The sequence below is a fragment of the Pseudomonas aylmerensis genome, assembly GCF_001702265.1.
Classification (GTDB): domain Bacteria; phylum Pseudomonadota; class Gammaproteobacteria; order Pseudomonadales; family Pseudomonadaceae; genus Aquipseudomonas; species Aquipseudomonas aylmerensis.
The window spans coordinates 145050-164453 of sequence record NZ_MAUE01000003.1 but is presented as its reverse complement, the minus strand read 5'-3'; the positions used below and the strand labels follow the sequence as shown (position 1 = coordinate 164453).

Sequence of the window (19404 nt, the reverse complement as noted above, 5' to 3'; positions counted from 1 at the left end):
CGCTGGGGCTTACTCGTCGTCGTCGAAGTTGTAACTACCTGGAGCCAGGTTCTCGAAACGCGTGTACTTGCCGATGAACGCCAGGCGGATAAAGCCGATCGGCCCGTTCCGCTGCTTGCCGATGATGATCTCGGCAATGCCCTTGTGCTCGGTTTCGGGGTGGTACACCTCGTCGCGGTACACGAACATGATGACGTCGGCGTCCTGCTCGATCGCTCCGGATTCACGCAAGTCGGAGTTCACCGGGCGCTTGTTGGGACGTTGTTCCAGGGAACGGTTGAGCTGGGACAGCGCCACCACCGGGCAGTTGAATTCCTTGGCCAGGGCCTTCAGGGACCGCGAGATTTCGGAAATTTCGTTGGTCCGGTTGTCGCCGCTGGAGCCCGGGATCTGCATCAACTGCAGGTAGTCGATCATGATCAAGGCGATGTCGCCGTGCTCGCGCACCAGGCGGCGGGTACGTGCGCGCATCTCGGACGGGCTGATACCGGCGGTGTCATCGATGAACAACTTGCGGTCGTTGAGCAGGTTGACCGCCGAGGTCAGGCGCGGCCAATCGTCGTCTTCCAGGCGACCGGCACGCACCTTGGTCTGGTCGATACGGCCGAGCGAGGAAAGCATACGCATGACCAGCGATTCGCCTGGCATCTCGAGGGAGTACACCAGTACCGTCTTGTCGCTGCGCAACACCGCGTTTTCCACCAGGTTCATCGCAAAGGTGGTTTTACCCATGGATGGACGGCCGGCGACGATGATCAAGTCAGCCGGCTGCAGGCCGCTGGTTTTCTCGTCGAGGTCGGTGTAGCCGGTGGAGATACCGGTGATGGCGTTGTCGGTGTTGAACAACGTGTCGATACGGTCGATGGCCTTGGTCAACAGCTCGTTGACGCCTACCGGGCCGCCGGTCTTAGGACGCGCTTCGGCGATCTGGAAGATCTGGCGCTCGGCTTCGTCGAGAATCTCGGCGGCGGTACGGCCTTCGGGGTTGAAGGCACTGTCGGCGATCTCGGTGCTGATGCCGATCAGTTGGCGCAGCGTGGCGCGCTCGCGAACGATCTGCGCATACGCCTTGATGTTGGCGACGGACGGCGTGTTTTTCGCCAGCTCGCCGAGATAACCCAGGCCGCCGACCTGGGAGGTCTGGCCTTCCTTGTCCAGCTGTTCGGCCAGGGTCACCACGTCGATCGGCGAGTTCTGGTCGGCCAGCTTGGCAATGGCACGGAAGATCAGGCGATGGTCATGCCGATAGAAATCACCGTCCGAGACTTGATCCAGCACGCGTTCCCAGGCGTTGTTGTCCAGCATCAGGCCACCGAGCACAGCCTGTTCGGCCTCGATGGAATGCGGCGGCACCTTCAGGGCAGCGGTTTGCAGATCGTATTGCTCAGGAGCTGAAATATCGTTCATGGCCACTTGGAATTAGGGGTTTGTAGAAAAACAAAAGGCACGACCTGTAAACAGGATCGTGCCCGATGTTAACCGCCTGGCACGCGAGGTGCCAGTCAGTTAGGTGCTGCTTAAGCTGCTACCACGACAACGCGTACGGTGGCTTCAACTTCAGCGTGCAGGTGCACGGCTACGTCGAATTCGCCTACGTTGCGGATGGTGCCGTTCGGCAGACGAACTTCGCTCTTCTGCACTTCAACGCCGGAGGCGGTCAGTGCATCAGCGATGTCGTGGGTGCCGATCGAACCGAACAGCTTGCCTTCGTCACCGGCGGTGGCAGTGATAGTCACTTCCAGCTCAGCCAGTTGGGCAGCGCGAGTTTCGGCCGACGCTTTTTTGTCTGCTGCGGCTTTTTCCAGCTCAGCGCGACGCTCTTCAAACGCAGCCAGGTTGGCAGCGGTTGCAGCGGTGGCTTTGCCGTATGGCAGCAGGTAGTTACGACCGTAGCCGGCCTTAACGTTCACTTTGTCGCCCAGGTTGCCCAGGTTGGCGACTTTTTCCAGAAGGATCAGTTGCATGTGAAAATCCTCTAACTTTTAACCTTCACCGTTCGCGTTATCGGCGTCTTTCGACGCGAGACGACCGCGAAAATCAATCAGGCCGTCGACAATGGCCAAGACCACGAGTAACGGATAGATCAGCTGCATGAACAGCAACAGCGTGACGTACAACCCCACCAGCCAGAACTTGGCCAGGCGCTTTCGCGCAACCAGCCCGTGAATCAGGGCCAGTCCGGCAAACACCAGCGGTACGCTGCAAATCGGCGCCAGCAAGGCCATCTGTGGACCGAAGTTCGGTCCGACAACCATGCACGCCAGCAGCAACATCGCCGGCCCCGCAGGGATTCTGATACTGCGAAATTCGCGACCAAAACCACCCGGGTTGTACAACAACGCCTGCCAATAACGCCCAAGAATCAGGCTCAGCACGCTGACGATCTGCAACAGTGCCGCTATCAGGCCGGTCAGGACCGGTGCAATCAGTGCCGCAAGGCGCGCTCGCTCATCTACCGTCAACTGCTGGTAGAGATCCCCGAGGGCCAGCGGCAGGATCTTGACGATCTCCTGCGCCAGCGCCTCGATATGCGGGCGGAAAGCCGCGCCAAGCATTACTGAGTACACCAACCCCAATGCCACGCTGACCAGCAGCGTGCGGACCCAGGACTCGCTTGCGCGTAAAACCAACGCAAGGCTCGATGACCCCAGCAGTACCAGAAGCACGCGTGGATCGTCGAATTGCAGCCACCAGACCAAGGCCGGCAGCAGTCCCAGGGCGAGAACGCCAAGGGCGTCCTTCAAACCGCGCCGCAGGAGCACAAGGCAACCTGCGGCAGCACCCAACCAATAAAGCAACGGCAATGCCGCACATCCAGCCACTACCAGAGTGGCCTGCACACGACCGCGCATGATGAACTCAGCTAAGGCGCGCATGCATTCAATCCCTTACTACTTGTCGACTGCCCGGTCTCAGCGGCCGTGGCTGTCGGTGTAGGCCAGCAGGGCCAGGAAGCGGGCGCGCTTGATAGCGGTGGCCAGCTGACGCTGATAACGTGCTTTGGTACCGGTGATACGGCTTGGAACGATTTTGCCGGTCTCGGATACGTAGGCTTTCAGAGTGTTGAGATCTTTGTAATCGATCTCTTTCACGTCTTCAGCGGTGAAGCGGCAGAATTTACGACGACGGAAGAAACGTGCCATTTGATAGGCTCCTTAAAAGGTCCGTGGATTACTCGTCAGCGTTATCGCTGTTGTCGCTGTCATCACTGTCAGCGCTATCAGCGCCTTCGTGCTCAGGACGGTCGCGACGCTCACGGCGCTCACTGCGGTTTTCTTCAGCCTTGAGCATCTCGGATTGGCCGGTAACGGCTTCTTCGCGACGGATGACCAGGTTACGGATCACTGCATCGTTGTAGCGGAAGTTGTCTTCCAGCTCGGCCAGGGCCTTGCCAGTGCACTCAACGTTCAGCATCACGTAGTGAGCCTTGTGAACATTGTTGATTGCGTAGGCCAGTTGACGACGGCCCCAATCTTCCAGACGGTGGATTTTGCCGCCGTCTTCTTCGATCAGCTTGGTGTAACGCTCAACCATGCCGCCGACTTGCTCGCTTTGATCCGGGTGGACCAAAAAGATGATTTCGTAATGACGCATGAATGCTCCTTACGGGTTGTAGCCTGCCGCTCAAAAACGGTCAGACAAGGAGTGAATGACACTTATGGATCTTGCCGCAGGGAGGCACATCGGTGCCTGCCAGGAAGGCAAGGGGCGCAATTGTAGAGAAGGGGGAGAAAGGGTGCAAGGTGATTGGTGATTATTTGAACAGCGCCCATACACCACAAAAACAAATGTGGGAGGTGGCTTGCTCCCGAAAGCGGTGTGCCAGTCACCCAATGCACTGGCTGATACACCGTATTCGGGAGCAAGCCCCCTCCCACATTTTGACCTGCGCCAGACTTGTTTATTTCTTGGCTTTAGCCTTGGCGCCGCGCTGGCGCTGGGCTTCGAACAGGCAGACGCCCGTTGCGACCGATACGTTGAGACTGCTGACGCTGCCGGCCATCGGCAGGTGCACCAGGTAGTCGCAATGCTCACGGGTCAGGCGACGCATGCCTTTGCCTTCGGCGCCCATGATCAGGATGGTCGGGCCGGTGAGGTCCTGGTCATAGATGCTGACCTCGGCCTCTCCCGCCGTGCCCACGACCCACAGGCCGCGCTGCTGGAGTTTCTCCAGGGTACGCGCGAGGTTGGTCACGGCCACCAGCGGAATCACTTCCGCCGCGCCACAGGCGACTTTACGTACAACCGGCGTCAACGTCGCCGACTTGTCCTTGGGCACGATCACTGCCAGCGCGCCGGCGGCATCCGCCGAACGCAGGCAGGCACCGAGGTTGTGCGGGTCGGTCACGCCGTCCAGCACCAGCAGCAGCGGCGCACCTTCGGTACGGTCGAGCAGCTCGTCAAGCATGGCTTCGCCCCAGACCTGGCTCGGGCTCACGTCCGCGACCACGCCCTGGTGGACACCTTCCACCCACACGTCCATTTCACGCCGCTCGGCCTGGCCGATCGCGACTTTGTTGGCAGTGGCCAGCTCGACCAGCGCTTGCACGCGCGGCTCGCTGCGACCTTCGGCCAACCAGACTTGCTTGACGCGCTTGGGATGGTGACGCAGCAACGCTTCTACGGCGTGTACGCCGTAGATTTTTTCCAGACTCATGACTTGGCCTTAGGTTTGCGCGACCCGCCGCTTTTCGCGGGGGCCGAACCCGCTTTTGGCGGGCCTTTACGGTGTTTACTCGGCTTGCTCGACGGCTTTTCCGCCCCGTGGGACTTTCCCCCAGACGCCGCTTTACCACCGCTTTTGGCTTCGTTGAGCAACTGCTGCTTCAACTCACGGCTCTTGCGCAGTTCGGCGTTTTTCGCCGCTGCGTCACTTGGGCGATAGGCTTCGGGGGCCTTGTCCTTGGCAGACGAACGACGACCCGCCTTGGCCGGCGCAGGCTCGGTGGCCGCCGCTTTCGCAGGAGCCCCCTTGCCCTTGGCGGCCGGGGCTGCGGTGTCGCTGCCACGTTTTTTCCGGCCAGTCGGTTCGGCCGGTTTGTCAGGCATGCCGAAGTCGATCTTGCGCTCGTCGAGATCGACGCGCATGACCTGCACTTCCACCGTGTCGCCCAAGCGGAAGCTGCGACCGGTGCGCTCGCCCGCCAGGCGGTGATGCACAGGATCGAAGTGGTAGTAGTCGCCCGGCAACGCGGTGACGTGCACCAGGCCCTCGACGTAGATGTCGGTCAGCTCGACGAACAGGCCAAAGCCGGTCACGGCAGTGATCACACCCGGGAACGACTCGCCCACGCGGTCTTTCATGAACTCGCACTTGAGCCAGTTCACCACGTCGCGGGTGGCTTCGTCGGCGCGGCGCTCGCTCATGGAGCACTGCTCGCCCAACTGTTCCAGGGCCGCTTCGTCGTACGGATAGATCCGCGCCTTCGGAATGGTCATGGCACCGGCGCGCTTGACGTGCGGGGTGTTCTGCTTGGAGTGGATCACGCTGCGGATCGCCCGGTGCGTGAGCAAGTCCGGGTAACGACGGATCGGCGAAGTGAAGTGGGTGTACGCCTCGTAATTCAGGCCGAAGTGGCCCTGATTATCGGCGCTGTACACCGCCTGGCTCAGGGAGCGCAGCATCACGGTCTGAATCACGTGGTAATCCGGACGGTCCTTGATGCTCGCAAGCAGAGCCTGGTAGTCCTTCGGCGTCGGGCCGTCCTTGCCTTTGTGCAGGGACAGGCCGAGTTCGCCGAGGAACGCGCGCAGTTTTTCCAGGCGCTCCGGCGGCGGGCCGTCGTGCACACGGTACAACGCAGGGATTTCGTGCTTTTTCAGGAATTCAGCAGTGGCCACGTTGGCCGCCAGCATGCATTCCTCGATCAGCTTGTGCGCGTCGTTGCGGGTGGTCGGGGTGATCGCGGCGATCTTGCGCTCGGAACCGAAGACAATCCGGGTTTCCTGGGTTTCAAAATCGATCGCGCCACGCACGTGACGCGCGCCCAGCAACACCTTGTACAACGCATACAGCTGCTTGAGGTGCGGCACGACGCCGGCGTATTCAGTACGCAGGGCCTTGGCTTCGCTGGTCTTCGGCGTTTCCAGGATGGTGCTGACCTTGTTGTAGGTCAGGCGCGCCTGGGAGTGGATAACCGCTTCGTAGAACTGGTAATCGGTCATTTCGCCGGTTTTCGAGATAGTCATCTCGCACACCATGGCCAAACGGTCGACTTTCGGGTTCAGCGAGCACAGGCCGTTGGACAATTCTTCCGGCAGCATCGGGATCACGCGCTCGGGGAAGTACACCGAGTTGCCGCGCACCTGGGCTTCGTTGTCCAGTGCCGAGCCGATTTTCACGTAGCTGGAAACGTCGGCAATCGCTACGTACAACTTCCAGCCGCCGGAGAACAGGCGCAACTTGCCAGGCTTGGCTTCGCAGTAGACCGCGTCGTCGAAGTCGCGCGCGTCTTCGCCGTCGATGGTGACGAACGGCAGATGGCGCAAGTCGATGCGCTTCTCTTTGTCCTTCTCTTCCACTTCGGGCTTGAGCTTGCGGGCTTCTTTCACGACGGCTTCAGGCCATACGTGAGGGATGTCGTAGGTGCGCAGCGCGACATCGATTTCCATGCCCGGCGCCATGTAGTTGCCGACCACTTCGATCACGTCGCCCTGCGGCTGGAAGCGCGGGGTTGGCCAGTGGGTGATCTTCACCTCGACGAACTGGCCGATCTTGGCGTTGGCGTTGCGGCCCGGGGTGATCAGCACTTCCTGCTGCACCTTGGGGTTATCCGGCACCACAAAGCCGATGCCGCCTTCTTCGAAGTAACGGCCGACGATGGTCTCGTGACCACGGGACACCACTTCGACGATCACGCCCTCACGGCGACCGCGACGGTCGAGGCCGGAAACGCGTGCCAGCGCACGGTCGCCATCGAACACCAGGCGCATCTGCGCCGGGCTCATGAACAGGTCGTCACTGCCATCATCCGGGATCAGGAAGCCGAAGCCGTCACGGTGACCGGCAATGCGGCCAAGGATCAGGTCGAGCTTGTCCACAGGCGCATAGGTGCCACGGCGGGTGTAGATCAGTTGAGCGTCGCGCTCCATGGCGCGCAGGCGGCGGCGCAGGGCTTCGAGCTGGTCTTCGGTGGTCAGACCGAATTCTTCGACCAACTGCTCGCGGCTAGCAGGCGAACCCCGATCGGCGAGATGCGCCAGGATCAGTTCGCGGCTAGGAATAGGGTTTTCATATTTTTCCGCTTCACGAGCGGCCTCGGGATCGAGGGACTGCCAATCGGCCATTAGAGAGTTTTCACCTTGTCTATATGCGGGTTAGTTTGGCATACGCGTATTGAAACGGGAAATTTCAGGCATCAACAAGCGTTTTAAAGGCCTTTGCAGCCCTCGGAACGCACCTTGCACGACCACTGGCGAAATTTTCCAGGTTTTTTTGATAGCAGGGCTTTACAGCCAAAATAGCGCTGCGTATAGTGCGCGCCATCGACGACGGCAACGTTGCCAGATAATGCCCAGGTGGTGAAATTGGTAGACACGCCAGCTTCAGGTGCTGGTGATCGCAAGGTCGTGGAAGTTCGAGTCTTCTCCTGGGCACCAAATTCAGATCAAACCCGCGAAAGCGGGTTTTTTCGTTTCAGGCCTTTGATTTTTAACGTGAATCCCGATTTATATTTTTGATATCAGGGGTTTACAGATCAAAAAGCCCTCCGTATAGTTCGCTCCATCAACAGCGCAAGCGTTGTTGATAATGCCCAGGTGGTGAAATTGGTAGACACGCCAGCTTCAGGTGCTGGTGATCGCAAGGTCGTGGAAGTTCGAGTCTTCTCCTGGGCACCAAATTCAGATCAAACCCGCGAAAGCGGGTTTTTTCGTTTCCGGGGTTTGAAAACATCAGCCTGGAAACTTTCCCGCCCGATTTACCCTCCCGTCCGCACCTGAGAAACTTTATCGTTTATCCTTGCAATGATTTGTTGCACTCAAGTGAGGAAAACCCCGGATGATGATCCGCGATACCCGTCTCAAGACATCCCTTCTGCGTGGCCTGACCATCACTCTGCTCGGCCTGACCCTGCTCTCGCCCAGTGCCTATTCCGCCGACAAGGTTTCCCTGACCTTGTACAACGGCCAACACAAAGAAGTCGGCGATGAACTCGCCAAGGCCTTCGAAGCCAAGACCGGCATCCACGTCAATGTGCGCAAAGGCAGCAGCAACCAGCTGGCCAGCCAGGTCGTGGAAGAAGGCGAGCGCTCCCCTGCCGACGTGATCTACACCGAAGAGTCACCGCCCCTGAACAAGCTCGGCGAGCAAGGCCTGCTGGCGAAGATCGATGCCAGCACGCTCGCGGTGTTGCCCAAGGACTACGTCGGCAGCAACGGCGACTGGATGGGCGTGACTGCACGTACCCGCGTCGTGGCGTTCAACCCCAAACTGATCGCCGAAAAAGACCTGCCCAAGTCGGTACTGGATTTCGCCGGTCCCGAGTGGCAAGGCAAGGTCGGCTTCGTGCCCACCAGCGGCGCGTTCCAGGAACAGGCCGTGGCGATCATCAAGCTGCACGGCCGCGAAGCCGCCGAAGAATGGCTGACCGGCCTGCGCGCCTTCGGCAAGGTGTACAGCAACAACATGGTCGCCCTCAAAGCTGTGGAAAATGGCGAAGTGGCTACCGTGCTGGTGAACAACTACTACTGGTTTGCCCTGAAGAAGGAAAAAACCAACCTGGATTCCCAGTTGCATTACTTCACCAATGGCGATGCCGGCGGCCTGATCACCGTGTCTTCGGCAGCAGCACTGAAATCCAGCAAACACCCCCAGGAAGCACAGCAGCTGCTGGCGTTCATGGCCAGTGAAGAAGGCCAGCGTGTGATTACCAACACCTCGGCCGAATACCCACTGCGCAAGGGCATGGAATCCAACCGTGGCCTCAAGCCCTTCAGCGAGCTGCAACCGCCGAAAGTCACGCCTGCCGACCTGGGTAACGCCGAAGAGGCCCTGGACCTGGAACGTGACGTTGGCTTGAACTGATGAACCCATCGCCACCCGCCCCCGCCCTGCGCGGGGGTTTCACCCCGCGACGCAAGCGCCCCTCGATCTGGTTGTTGCTCCCCGTCCTGCTCCTGGTGGGCCTGAGCCTGCTGCCGCTGGTGTATGTCGGGCTGAAGACCTGGCAGGCAGGCTGGGCAGAAGCGGTGCACTTGCTGTGGCGGCCTTACGTGTTTGGACTGCTACGCAACACCCTGGCGCTGATGGTCGGGGTGACGGTCGCGTGCGCCGTGATCGGCCTGTCCCTGGCGTGGCTGCTGGAGCGCAGCAACCTGCCGGGACGGCGCATCTGGGGCGTGATCCTGTGCCTGCCGTTTGCGGTACCGGCGTTTGTCAGCAGCTTTACCTGGGTGTCGCTGAGCGCCCAATTCGAAGGGCTCGGCGGGGCGATCCTGGTGATGAGCCTGTCCAAATACCCGCTGGTGTTCTTGCCGGTGGCGGCGACCCTGCGCAATCTTGACCCCTCGCTGGAAGAGTCGGCCCGCACCCTGGGGCTCAACCGCTGGGGCATATTCTTTAGGGTGACATTGCCGCTGCTGTGGCCATCGCTGCTGGCGGGAGCCCTGTTGATTGCCCTGCACATGCTGGTGGAATTCGGTGCGCTATCGATCATCGGATTGCAGACGTTCACCACCGCGATCTACCAACAGTTCGAACTGGAATTCAGCAATGCGAATGCCGCGATGCTCTCGGCGGTGCTGCTGGTGATGTGCCTGACGCTCCTGTGGCTGGAGTTGCGCGTGCGCGGCAAGGGCCGGCACGTGCGTATCGGCCAGGGCGCGGCGCGGCACGCGGAGCAGGTTCGACTGGGTAAATGGGCGCCACTGGGCCAAGTGTATTGCTTGCTGCTGGCGATCATCGGCAGCGGCATTCCCCTGGGCATGCTCGGGTATTGGCTGGCAGTTGGTTCGTCGGCGGCGTTTCCAGCGGCCGAAATTGGCGAGGCGCTGCTGTCTTCCCTGGCACTCTCGCTGGGCGGCGCCGCGCTGTGCCTGGTACTGGCAGTGCCGGTGGGGCTGCTGGTGGTGCGCTACAAAGGCCAACTGGCGCTCTGGGCCGAACGCCTGCCCTACCTGCTGCACGCCCTGCCCGGCCTGGTGATTGCGCTGACGCTGGTGTATTTCGCCCTGCATTACGTGCCGGCGCTGTACCAGACCTCGGCGTTGCTGCTGATTGCTTACGCGCTGCTGTTTCTGCCGCTGGCACAGGCGCCGATCCGTACCGCCCTGAACAAGGCGGCGCCGCAGCTGGAAGAGGCCGCACGTACGCTGGGTGCGTCGTCGTTCAGCGCGTTTTGCCGAGTGACCTTGCCGATTATTTTCCCCGCATTGGGCGCGGCGTTTGCGCTGGTGTTCCTGGATGCGATGAAGGAATTGACGGCGACGCTGCTGCTCAGCCCAACCGGGCTGAACACCTTGGCCACGGCGGTGTGGGCGCATACCTCGAATGTGGAATTCGCGGCGGCGGCGCCCTATGCGGCGTTGTTGATCCTGGTGTCGGGGTTGCCGGTGTATTTGCTTACGACGCGGATGTACTTGAGCCGCTGAAGCCGCCATCGCAGGCAAGCCAGCTCCCACACTTGACCGTATTCCAATGTTGTAACGCGGTCGAGTGTGGGAGCTGGCTTGCCTGCGATGAGGCCGAAACAGGCGACATCAAGCCCGGAACTGCCCCAGGCTCGCCTTCAACTGTGCAGCCAACCCATCCAGCACCTTACCGCTGGCGGTGGTCTCTACCACCGCCTGCGCCGCACGTTCGGCCTGGGCATGGATCACCTCGACCCGCCCACGCACCGCATGCGCGCCCTGCGCTTGATGCTCGGCCGCGCGCGTGGCGAGGCCGATGGCAGCGTGCACCTGCTCGACCGAGGCCTGCACCGTTTGCTGCAGGCGCACGCTATCGCGCAGCACCAATAAGCCTTCGTTGGCCTGGCGTCCGGCCTTGCCGATGGTTTCCACCGCCTCGCGCGCGCCCTGCTGCAGGGCCGCGATATGCGCCTGAATGTCACCAGTAGAGCTTTGAGTCTTGCTGGCCAACGCACGCACTTCGTCCGCCACCACTGCAAAACCACGCCCGGTCTCGCCGGCGCGCGCCGCTTCAATGGCCGCGTTAAGCGCCAACAGGTTGGTCTGTTCGGCAATACCATGGATCACCGTCAATACCACTTCGATCTGCTCGCTTTGCTGCGCCAGGCGCTCAATCACCTGCGAACCGGCTTGCACCTGCCCGGCCAGCGCTTCGATCAGGCTGCCGACTTCGGCCGAGGTGCGCGAGTTCTCATCGGTCGCCTGGCGAATATCCACCACCTGCTGCAACGCGGCCTGCATCGCATGGCTTTCGGCCTGGGCCTCGTCGGCCATTTGCGACAGCGCGCGCAGGCTTTCGGCGACTTCGTCACGCTGCAGGCCAGCGGCGGCATCGGCACCCGCATTGCGCAAGGTCATGGCGCCGATTTCCACACCGGTACGCTGGGCCACATCACCGGCTTCACGCACGATAGGCTGCAACTTATCCACAAAGCGATTGACCGCCGAGGCCATGTCGCCGATTTCGTCCTTGCTGCTGATCTGCACACGCTTGGTGAGGTCGCCCTCGCCCGCCGCCAGGTCATCCATGGCCGCAATCAACAGCTTCAGGCGATTGACCACGCGCCGCCCAAGCACGATCGCGATCAGCAGCAATACGCCAAAGCCAACCAGCGCGAGCCCCATGCCGATGCGCCAGCGCAAGGTGCCGGCAGCCTCCTGGACAGCGCTGGAGGTGTTGGCCGTCATCTGGGTCGCAGTGGCTTGCGCCGACTGCAACCGCGCGCCCATGGCGGCCGCGCTATCGGCAGCGGCGCCCTTGAGGCTGTCGCCCACCAACTGGTCACCGCTGGCAATCAGTGCAGCAAAACGCTTGTCCAGCGCGGCCAGGTCAGCCTCGACCGAGGCAGTCGAAACCCCCATGCGGACCTTGCCGATCTCGACGCCATTAGGGCTGATGGACGCCTCGACGTAATACACCGACGGATCGGTCTTGGCCGCATTCAACACTTTGTCCAACGCGCGTTCGCCCTGGCCCTTTTCCAGCAGCGCCTGGTTGATCGGGTTTTCTCGATTCAGGTAGCGCGTGAGGTGCTCACCCGCCGCATCGTCATACACCACAAACAACACGTTGGGATTGCGCTGGGCACGGCGGGCAAACTCCGACAGCGTCGGCACGTCGCTGTCCCACATGGCGCGCGGCGCTACCGAGGCAAGCAGTTGAGCCATATCGTTAGCGGAGTCCTGCAGGTCTTTTTCCAGGGTCGCACGTAGTTGCTTCTGCTCTTCCTGCAGACGCGTGGACAACCCGGCGGTAAGGCGCTGGCGAGTACTGGACGACAAGCTGTCGAGACTGGAAGTCACCTCTTTGCCAGCCTGGGCCAATTCGCCGGACAGTTTCTGGCTGTCGATACCCAGGCGATTGCCCAAATCAGCTTCCAGCGCCGTGACTGTGCTCCGGGTCAGAGCGACCGCCACCAGCACTTGCACCAAAAGAGCGATACCTAGGGTAACGAACACCGGCCGCAACAGACGGCTTTGTAACAATGAGAGAACGGCAGACATCTGGGAATCCCTCCACCACGGGTGCCATTAATTTGATAGCACCGCGAAAGAGAGAACCAAAGCAAGGGTCGTGCCGTTTGCCCGGCAGAAACGACAAAGGGCTCCCGAAGGAGCCCTTTGCTTTTTACATCAACAGCTTATTACGCGAACGGGTGACGCAGAACGATGGTTTCGTTGCGGTCCGGGCCCGTCGAAATAATGTCGATCGGAGCACCGATCAGCGTTTCAACGCGCTTGATGTACGCGCGCGCATTGGCTGGCAACTCTTCCAAGGTCTTGGCGCCCACGGTCGATTCGGTCCAGCCCGGCACTTCTTCGTACACAGGCTGCAGGCCCACGTAGCTATCAGCGTCAGTCGGGGCAACGTCCTTGCCTTCCGCATCTTTGTAACCGATGCAGATGTTGATGGTTTCCAGACCGTCGAGTACGTCCAGCTTGGTCAGGCAGATGCCCGAGATGCTGTTCACATCGATAGCGCGACGCAGGATAACGGCGTCGAACCAACCACAACGACGGGCACGACCGGTAGTTGCGCCGAACTCGTGACCTTGCTTGGCCAGGTGTGCACCGACTTCGTCGAACAGCTCAGTCGGGAATGGACCCGAACCTACGCGCGTGGTGTAAGCCTTGGTGATGCCCAGGATGTAGTCCAGGAACATCGGGCCAACGCCCGAACCGGTCGCAACGCCACCCGCGGTGGTGTTGGAACTGGTCACGTACGGGTAGGTACCGTGGTCGATGTCGAGCAACGAACCTTGGGCGCCTTCGAACATGATGTCTTTGCCAGCGCGACGCAGGTCGTGCAGCTCGGCAGTCACATCCAGCATCAGCGGCTTGAGCAGCTCGGCGTATTCCTTGCACTCAGCCAGGGTCTTTTCAAATTCGATGGCTGGCTCTTTGTAGTAACCGACCAGCATGAAGTTGTGGTAGTCCACCAACTCACGCAGCTTGTCTTCAAAGCGCGGCATGTTGAGCAGGTCGCCCACACGCAGGCCACGACGCGCAACCTTGTCTTCGTACGCCGGGCCGATGCCGCGACCGGTAGTACCGATCTTCAGCTCGCCACGGGCCTTTTCACGGGCCTGGTCCAGCGCAACGTGGAAGGACAGGATCAGCGGGCAGGACGGGCTGATACGCAGGCGCTCGCGCACCGGTACGCCTTTCTCTTCCAGCTTGGTGATCTCGCGCAGCAGGGCGTCAGGTGCGACCACCACGCCGTTGCCGATCAGGCACTGCACGCCTTCGCGCAGTACACCCGACGGGATCAGGTGCAAGACGGTTTTTTCGCCATCGATGACCAGGGTGTGGCCAGCGTTGTGGCCACCTTGGTAGCGCACTACGGCGGCAGCATGTTCGGTCAGCAGATCAACGATCTTGCCTTTGCCCTCATCACCCCATTGGGTGCCCAGGACTACGACATTCTTACCCATAACACTTGTCCTCATTCGCGCAAACTTGGTGCCGGCGATGGCCGGCAGGAAAACTCAAGAAGCCAGTGGCGATACTTGCCAAAGCCCGTTCTGCAGAATCAATTGCAGGTCGCAGTCCGCTTCACGGGCGGCGGCCAATGGCTGCCCAGGCAAGGCCTGGACAACACGCTGACCCTCACTGCGCAACTGGCAAACCTGCTGCCAGAGTGCTGCGTCCGTACTGTCGGGCATCCAGATGCCACCAGACGGCAGCTCGACCTCAGCACGCCCCAGGGTCACCAGGGTTTTCAAATCGGTGGAAAAGCCGGTGGCCGGACGCGCACGACCGAAGTCGGCGCCGATATCGTCGTAACGACCACCCTGGGCGATGGCTTGGCCAACACCCGGTACAAACACCGCGAACACCACACCCGTGTGGTAGTGGTAGCCACGCAACTCACCCAGGTCGAAATACAGCGGCAACTCGGGGAAGCGCGCCGACAACTGCTCGGCGATCGCAAACACATCATCCAGGGCAGCCAATACCGGCGCCGGCGCATTGGCCAGGCGCTCACGCGCCGCCGCCAGCACTTCACGGCCGCCGCACAGGTTGACCAGCGCGCGGAGCATGCCGGCCAAATCCGCAGGCACGCCTTCGGTCAGGGCGATGACTTCATCGATGGCCTTGCGTTGCAGGGCATCGAACAACTGTTGTTCCACTTCACCGGACAGACCGGCCGCACGGGCCAGGCCACGGTAGATACCGACGTGGCCGAGATCCATGTGGACATCCGGCACATCGGCCAGTTGCAGCATGGCCAGCATCAGGCTGATCACTTCGACGTCGCTGCTCGGGCTGGCATCGCCGTACAACTCGGCGCCCAACTGGATCGGGCTGCGCGAAGACGACAAGGCGCGCGGTTGAGCATGCAGCACGCTACCGGCGTAGCACAGGCGACTCGGACCTTCGCGACGCAGGGTGTGCGCATCGATGCGCGCCACTTGCGGCGTGATGTCGGCACGGAAACCCATTTGCCGACCCGACTGCGGGTCGATGACCTTGAAGGTGCGCAGATCCAGGTCCTGGCCCGCGCCGGTCAGCAGGGATTCCAGGTACTCGATATGGGGGGTCACGACGAACTCGTAACCCCAGCTCTGGAACAGATCCAACACCTGGCGACGCGCTACTTCAATGCGCGCAGCTTCTGGTGGCAGTACTTCTTCGATGCCATCTGGCAGCAGCCAGCGGTCTACCGTTGCCATTACGCCATTCCCCTATGATCCGGGCGGCCAGCCCTCGGCCGAGCCTTGAGTGAAGCAGAAAATACCCGGCCCCTGCATAAACAACGCGCAAGAACGACGTGACGAACGGCCTGCAAACGGCCTCGTCGGGCACTTTCCTCGAAAAACTGTGGCGTCTGCGCGGCCAAACAACAATCAAACATGCAGACGCAAAAAAGCCGGGAATTTCCCGGCTGCCGCATCATACACCCGTTTTCTGAAAGGATCACCCCGCCAGGCGTTTTAGCCGCCCGACGGAGTCACCCCTGCAGAATCACCGGCTGGTTACTTGGACTTTTCCAGGTAGCGGAAGAAGTCGCTGCTTGGGTCCAGCACCATGACGTCGGTTTTGTTCGCGAAGCTTTCACGGTAGGCGCGCAGGCTACGGTAGAACGCGTAGAACTCCTGGTCCTGGCCGTAGGCCTTGGCGTAGATCGCCGCGGCTTGAGCATCACCATCACCACGCGCCTCTTCAGACTCGCGGTAGGCTTCGGCCAGCAGTACACGGCGCTGACGGTCGGCATCCGCACGGATGCCCTCAGCCAGCTCGTTACCCTTGGCGCGATGCTCACGCGCTTCACGCTCACGCTCGGTGCTCATACGCTCGAACACGCTGCGGTTCACTTCCTTCGGCAGGTCGATGGCCTTGACCCGCACATCGATCACTTCGATGCCCAGCTCTTTTTCCGCCATCGCGTTCAACGAACGCGTGATGTCAGCCATCAGCGCATCACGTTCACCGGATACCACCTCGTGCAGGGTGCGCTTACCAAACTGGTCACGCAGGCCCGATTCCAGACGACGCGACAAACGCTCGTCGGCAATCTGCTTGAGGCCGGAGGTCGCGGTGTAGAAGCGCTCGGCATCCTTGACGCGCCACTTGGCGTAGGCGTCAACCATCACAGCTTTCTTTTCCAGGGTCAGGAAGCGTTGTGTCGGTGCATCCAGGGTCATCAGGCGGCCGTCGAACTTGCGCACCTGGTTGACGTAGGGGACTTTCACATGCAGGCCCGGCTGGACATCCGCCTGGACCACGCGACCGAATTGCAGCAACACCGCGCGCTCGGTCTGAGACACGATATAGAAGCAGTTCCAGGCAGCGATGACCACGACGACGCCCACAATCAGGGCGGTCAGCGATTTATTGCTCATCAACGACTCTCCCTGGTACGTGTTTGCTGTTGCAGCAAGTCAGCGGCCGCACGGGCGCTCGCTTCGTTGGCAGCGGCATTGGAACCGGTGGACGGTGCGCTGGTGCTGCTACGACCACCTTCGATCATCTTGTCCAGCGGCAGGTACAGCAGGTTGTTCTGCCCACCTTTGCTGCCGGTCACGAGCACCTTGCTGGTGTTGCTGAAGACTTCCTGCATGGTGTCCAGGTACAGACGCTCGCGGGTGACTTCGGGGGCCTTGCGATACTCGGCGACCAGCTTGGTAAAGCGATCCGCCTCACCCTTGGCACGCGAGACCACTTCGTCGCGGTAACCGTTGGCATCCTCGAGGATACGCTGGGCCTGACCACGGGCTTCCGGCACGACGCCGTTGGCGTAGGTTTCAGCCTGGTTGCGCGAACGCTGCTCGTCTTCACGGGCGCGGATCACGTCGTCGAAGGCTTCCTGCACTTCACGCGGTGCTGCTGCGCTCTGTACGTTCACCTGGGTGACAGTGATACCGGTGCGATACGTGTCGAGGAAGCGTTGCAGGCGTTCCTTGATTTCGCTGGCCATCAATTCACGACCTTCGGTCAGCACCTGGTCCATAGCGGTGGAACCCACCACATGGCGCAGGGCGCTTTCGGTCGCGTGCTGCAGGCTGATTTCCGGCTGATCAACGTTCAGCACGAAGTCCTGCAGGTTGCTGATCTTGTACTGCACGGTCAGCGGCACTTCGACGATGTTCTCGTCTTCGGTCAGCATCTGGCCCTGCTTGGTGTAGGCACGCTCACGCGTGACGTTCTCCATGTACTTCTTGTCGATCGGCGGGAAGTAGATGTTCAGGCCAGGGCCGACTGTCTCGTAGTACTTGCCGAAGCGCAGCACCACGGCCTGCTCCTGCTCGTCCACCACGTACACGGCGCTGTACAGCCATACGGCCGCCAGCACGACAAGACCCAGGCCCAGCAGGCCATAGCCACCGCCCTTGCTTGTGCGACCGCCGTCGTCACCACCACGTTTTTTTCCACCACCGAACAACCCATTCAGGCTTTCCTGCAGCTTTCGGAAGGCCTCGTCGAGATCTGGTGGCCCCTTGCGGTCGCCATTATTGCGGCGCTTACCACCCCAAGGATCCTGATTATTCGAGTTGCCACCCGGCTCATTCCAAGCCATAGCGCTCTCCATCTGATAAAGCAAAGACGCACCCACGGCGCGCCGACCAATGCTACAGAATGCCTGCTACTGCGGCACAACCGCTTTCGGAGGCTTTTATTGCAAAGTGTGTTGTTCGATGAACTCTGTCGGTACAACACCTTCCCGACTGACCAGCCGGTTCAGCTCCGAGCGCGGCAATCGAACGGCCAGCAAGCTGACACCTTCTTCGTCGTGTTCTTCTTTCTGTACCGCGCCCAACTCGAAAAACTGTGCACGCAGTCGAGCAAAACGCTGAGGCAAGCGCAAGGTGCCGACGAACAAATCGCTGCCGAGCAGTTCGGCAATCGCTTGTTCAAGCAGCTCCAGCCCCGTGCCATCTCGCGCCGACAGCCAGACCCGCTGGGGTTTGCCGTTCTCGTCGCGCTGGATTTGTGGCTCTACGCCTTCAAGCAAATCGAGTTTGTTATAGACCTCGAGGATCGGCAAGTCCTGGGCACCAATCTCGCCCAGCACCACCATCACCTGTTCAATCTGCAGCATGCGATCCGGTTCAGCCGCATCGATCACGTGCAACAACAGGTCGGAATTGCTCGACTCTTCGAGCGTAGACCGAAATGCCTCGACCAGCTTGTGGGGCAAGTGACGAATGAATCCCACGGTGTCGGCCAGGACAATCGGCCCCAGGTCATCCAGGTCCAGACGGCGCAAGGTCGGGTCGAGGGTGGCGAACAGTTGGTCAGCGGCGTACACGTCCGACTTGGTCACGTTGTTGAACAGCGTGGATTTGCCGGCGTTGGTATAGCCCACCAGGGACACGGTAGGGATATCCGCGCGCGAACGGCCACGACGCGATTGCTCGCGCTGGCTGCGGACTTTCTCGAGACGCCCCTTGATCTGGCGCAGGCGTACCCGCAACAGGCGTCGGTCGGTTTCCAACTGGGTTTCACCCGGGCCACGCATGCCGATACCCCCCCCTTGACGCTCAAGGTGAGTCCAGCCACGCACCAGGCGGGTGCTCATGTGGTCAAGCTGGGCCAGTTCGACCTGGAGCTTGCCTTCATGGGTACGGGCGCGTTGGGCGAAAATATCGAGAATCAGACCGGTGCGGTCGATCACGCGACACTCGAAGACACGTTCGAGGTTGCGTTCCTGACTGGGCGTGAGGGTGTGATTGAAGATCACCAGATCGGCTTCTTCGGCGTGAACCAGGTCGCGCAACTCCTCGACCTTGCCGCTGCCAATCAGGAATTTGGCGGTTGGCCGATGACGCGGTACGTTAAAAAACGCAACGGTCTCGGCGCCGGCCGAATTTGCCAACTCCTGAAACTCCTGCGGATCTTCGCGCGCCTCAGGGTCCTGTCCATCCAAGTGAACGAGGATTACCCGTTCACCACCACCGTGGCGCTCAAAGAACAAAGGAGACTCCTATCAGGCGTTACCTGGCTCAGCGTCACCCTGTTCGTCACCCGCTGCGCTAGGCAGGCGGATCGGACGTACTGGCACTACTGTCGAGATAGCGTGTTTATAAACCATCTGGCTGACGGTGTTCTTCAGCAGGATCACGAACTGGTCGAACGACTCGATCGTGCCTTGCAGCTTGATACCGTTGACCAGGTAGATGGAAACCCCCACTTTCTCTTTACGTAAAGTATTCAAGTAAGGGTCTTGTAGCGAATGCCCTTTTGACATGTGCCGCACTCCTTTAAGGATCAATAATAAAAATCGGAAAATAGATAGCTCATGGCCGTCACACCCCCAAGGATAGACGGCAA

General features: G+C 60.7%; 16 protein-coding genes and 2 tRNA genes. 4 read left to right on the top strand and 14 right to left on the bottom strand.

The window, feature by feature from the left end:
• Positions 1 to 9 precede the first annotated feature (9 nt).
• From dnaB to rnr, 7 genes are all read right to left on the bottom strand, one after another.
• Complete coding sequence (gene dnaB / locus BBG20_RS03110) at positions 10 to 1407, bottom strand: replicative DNA helicase (protein ID WP_065900140.1); 1398 nt, start codon at positions 1405 to 1407, stop codon at positions 10 to 12.
• 110 nt (positions 1408 to 1517) lie between these two features.
• Positions 1518 to 1964, bottom strand: a complete 447-nt coding sequence (rplI, locus tag BBG20_RS03105; RefSeq protein WP_003171376.1) for a 50S ribosomal protein L9 — start codon at positions 1962 to 1964, stop codon at positions 1518 to 1520.
• A gap of 18 nt (positions 1965 to 1982) precedes the next feature.
• Positions 1983 to 2876 (bottom strand): YybS family protein, encoded by an 894-nt coding sequence (locus tag BBG20_RS03100; RefSeq protein ID WP_065900138.1) that lies wholly within the window; start codon positions 2874 to 2876, stop codon positions 1983 to 1985.
• A gap of 36 nt (positions 2877 to 2912) precedes the next feature.
• Positions 2913 to 3143, bottom strand: a complete 231-nt coding sequence (gene rpsR / locus BBG20_RS03095; protein WP_002551829.1) for a 30S ribosomal protein S18 — start codon at positions 3141 to 3143, stop codon at positions 2913 to 2915.
• 28 nt (positions 3144 to 3171) lie between these two features.
• Positions 3172 to 3594, bottom strand: coding sequence for a 30S ribosomal protein S6 (gene rpsF / locus BBG20_RS03090; RefSeq protein WP_003236224.1), 423 nt, complete (start codon positions 3592 to 3594; stop codon positions 3172 to 3174).
• A gap of 307 nt (positions 3595 to 3901) precedes the next feature.
• On the bottom strand, positions 3902 to 4657 hold the full coding sequence (gene rlmB, locus BBG20_RS03085; protein WP_065900136.1) for a 23S rRNA (guanosine(2251)-2'-O)-methyltransferase RlmB: 756 nt from the start codon (positions 4655 to 4657) through the stop codon (positions 3902 to 3904).
• Positions 4654 to 7287: a ribonuclease R gene (gene rnr / locus BBG20_RS03080; RefSeq protein ID WP_065900134.1), complete on the bottom strand. Its 2634-nt coding sequence runs from the start codon at positions 7285 to 7287 to the stop codon at positions 4654 to 4656. Before rnr ends, rlmB begins: the two co-directional genes overlap by 4 nt.
• Before the next feature lie 225 nt (positions 7288 to 7512).
• Here rnr and BBG20_RS03075 point away from each other — a divergent pair.
• From BBG20_RS03075 to BBG20_RS03060, 4 genes are all read left to right on the top strand, one after another.
• A tRNA-Leu gene (locus tag BBG20_RS03075) sits at positions 7513 to 7599 on the top strand.
• Between the two features lie 153 nt (positions 7600 to 7752).
• Positions 7753 to 7839 (top strand) — tRNA-Leu (locus tag BBG20_RS03070).
• Positions 7840 to 7999: 160 nt separating this feature from the next.
• The gene (locus tag BBG20_RS03065; RefSeq protein ID WP_065900132.1) at positions 8000 to 9025 is read left to right on the top strand and encodes an iron ABC transporter substrate-binding protein; all 1026 of its coding nucleotides are present in this window, start codon (positions 8000 to 8002) and stop codon (positions 9023 to 9025) included.
• Positions 9025 to 10590: an ABC transporter permease gene (locus tag BBG20_RS03060; RefSeq protein ID WP_065900130.1), complete on the top strand. Its 1566-nt coding sequence runs from the start codon at positions 9025 to 9027 to the stop codon at positions 10588 to 10590. Before BBG20_RS03065 ends, BBG20_RS03060 begins: the two co-directional genes overlap by 1 nt.
• Positions 10591 to 10698: 108 nt before the next feature.
• Here the strand turns inward: BBG20_RS03060 and BBG20_RS03055 are convergent, their stop codons facing one another.
• From BBG20_RS03055 to hfq, 7 genes are all read right to left on the bottom strand, one after another.
• Positions 10699 to 12633: a methyl-accepting chemotaxis protein gene (locus BBG20_RS03055; protein ID WP_065900128.1), complete on the bottom strand. Its 1935-nt coding sequence runs from the start codon at positions 12631 to 12633 to the stop codon at positions 10699 to 10701.
• Positions 12634 to 12773: 140 nt separating this feature from the next.
• On the bottom strand, positions 12774 to 14063 hold the full coding sequence (locus tag BBG20_RS03050) for an adenylosuccinate synthase (RefSeq protein ID WP_065900126.1): 1290 nt from the start codon (positions 14061 to 14063) through the stop codon (positions 12774 to 12776).
• Positions 14064 to 14117: 54 nt separating this feature from the next.
• Positions 14118 to 15305, bottom strand: a complete 1188-nt coding sequence (locus tag BBG20_RS03045; protein WP_065900124.1) for an ATP phosphoribosyltransferase regulatory subunit — start codon at positions 15303 to 15305, stop codon at positions 14118 to 14120.
• 303 nt (positions 15306 to 15608) lie between these two features.
• Complete coding sequence (hflC, locus tag BBG20_RS03040) at positions 15609 to 16475, bottom strand: protease modulator HflC (RefSeq protein WP_065900122.1); 867 nt, start codon at positions 16473 to 16475, stop codon at positions 15609 to 15611.
• Entirely contained in the window at positions 16475 to 17650 is a 1176-nt protein-coding gene (gene hflK / locus BBG20_RS03035) for an FtsH protease activity modulator HflK (protein ID WP_028615515.1), read from the bottom strand. The genes hflC and hflK overlap by 1 nt, the downstream gene beginning before the upstream one ends.
• 96 nt (positions 17651 to 17746) lie before the next feature.
• Positions 17747 to 19048: a ribosome rescue GTPase HflX gene (hflX, locus tag BBG20_RS03030; RefSeq protein WP_065900120.1), complete on the bottom strand. Its 1302-nt coding sequence runs from the start codon at positions 19046 to 19048 to the stop codon at positions 17747 to 17749.
• A 12-nt stretch (positions 19049 to 19060) separates the two neighbouring features.
• The gene (gene hfq / locus BBG20_RS03025; protein WP_003188059.1) at positions 19061 to 19321 is read right to left on the bottom strand and encodes an RNA chaperone Hfq; all 261 of its coding nucleotides are present in this window, start codon (positions 19319 to 19321) and stop codon (positions 19061 to 19063) included.
• Positions 19322 to 19404: the final 83 nt, after the last annotated feature.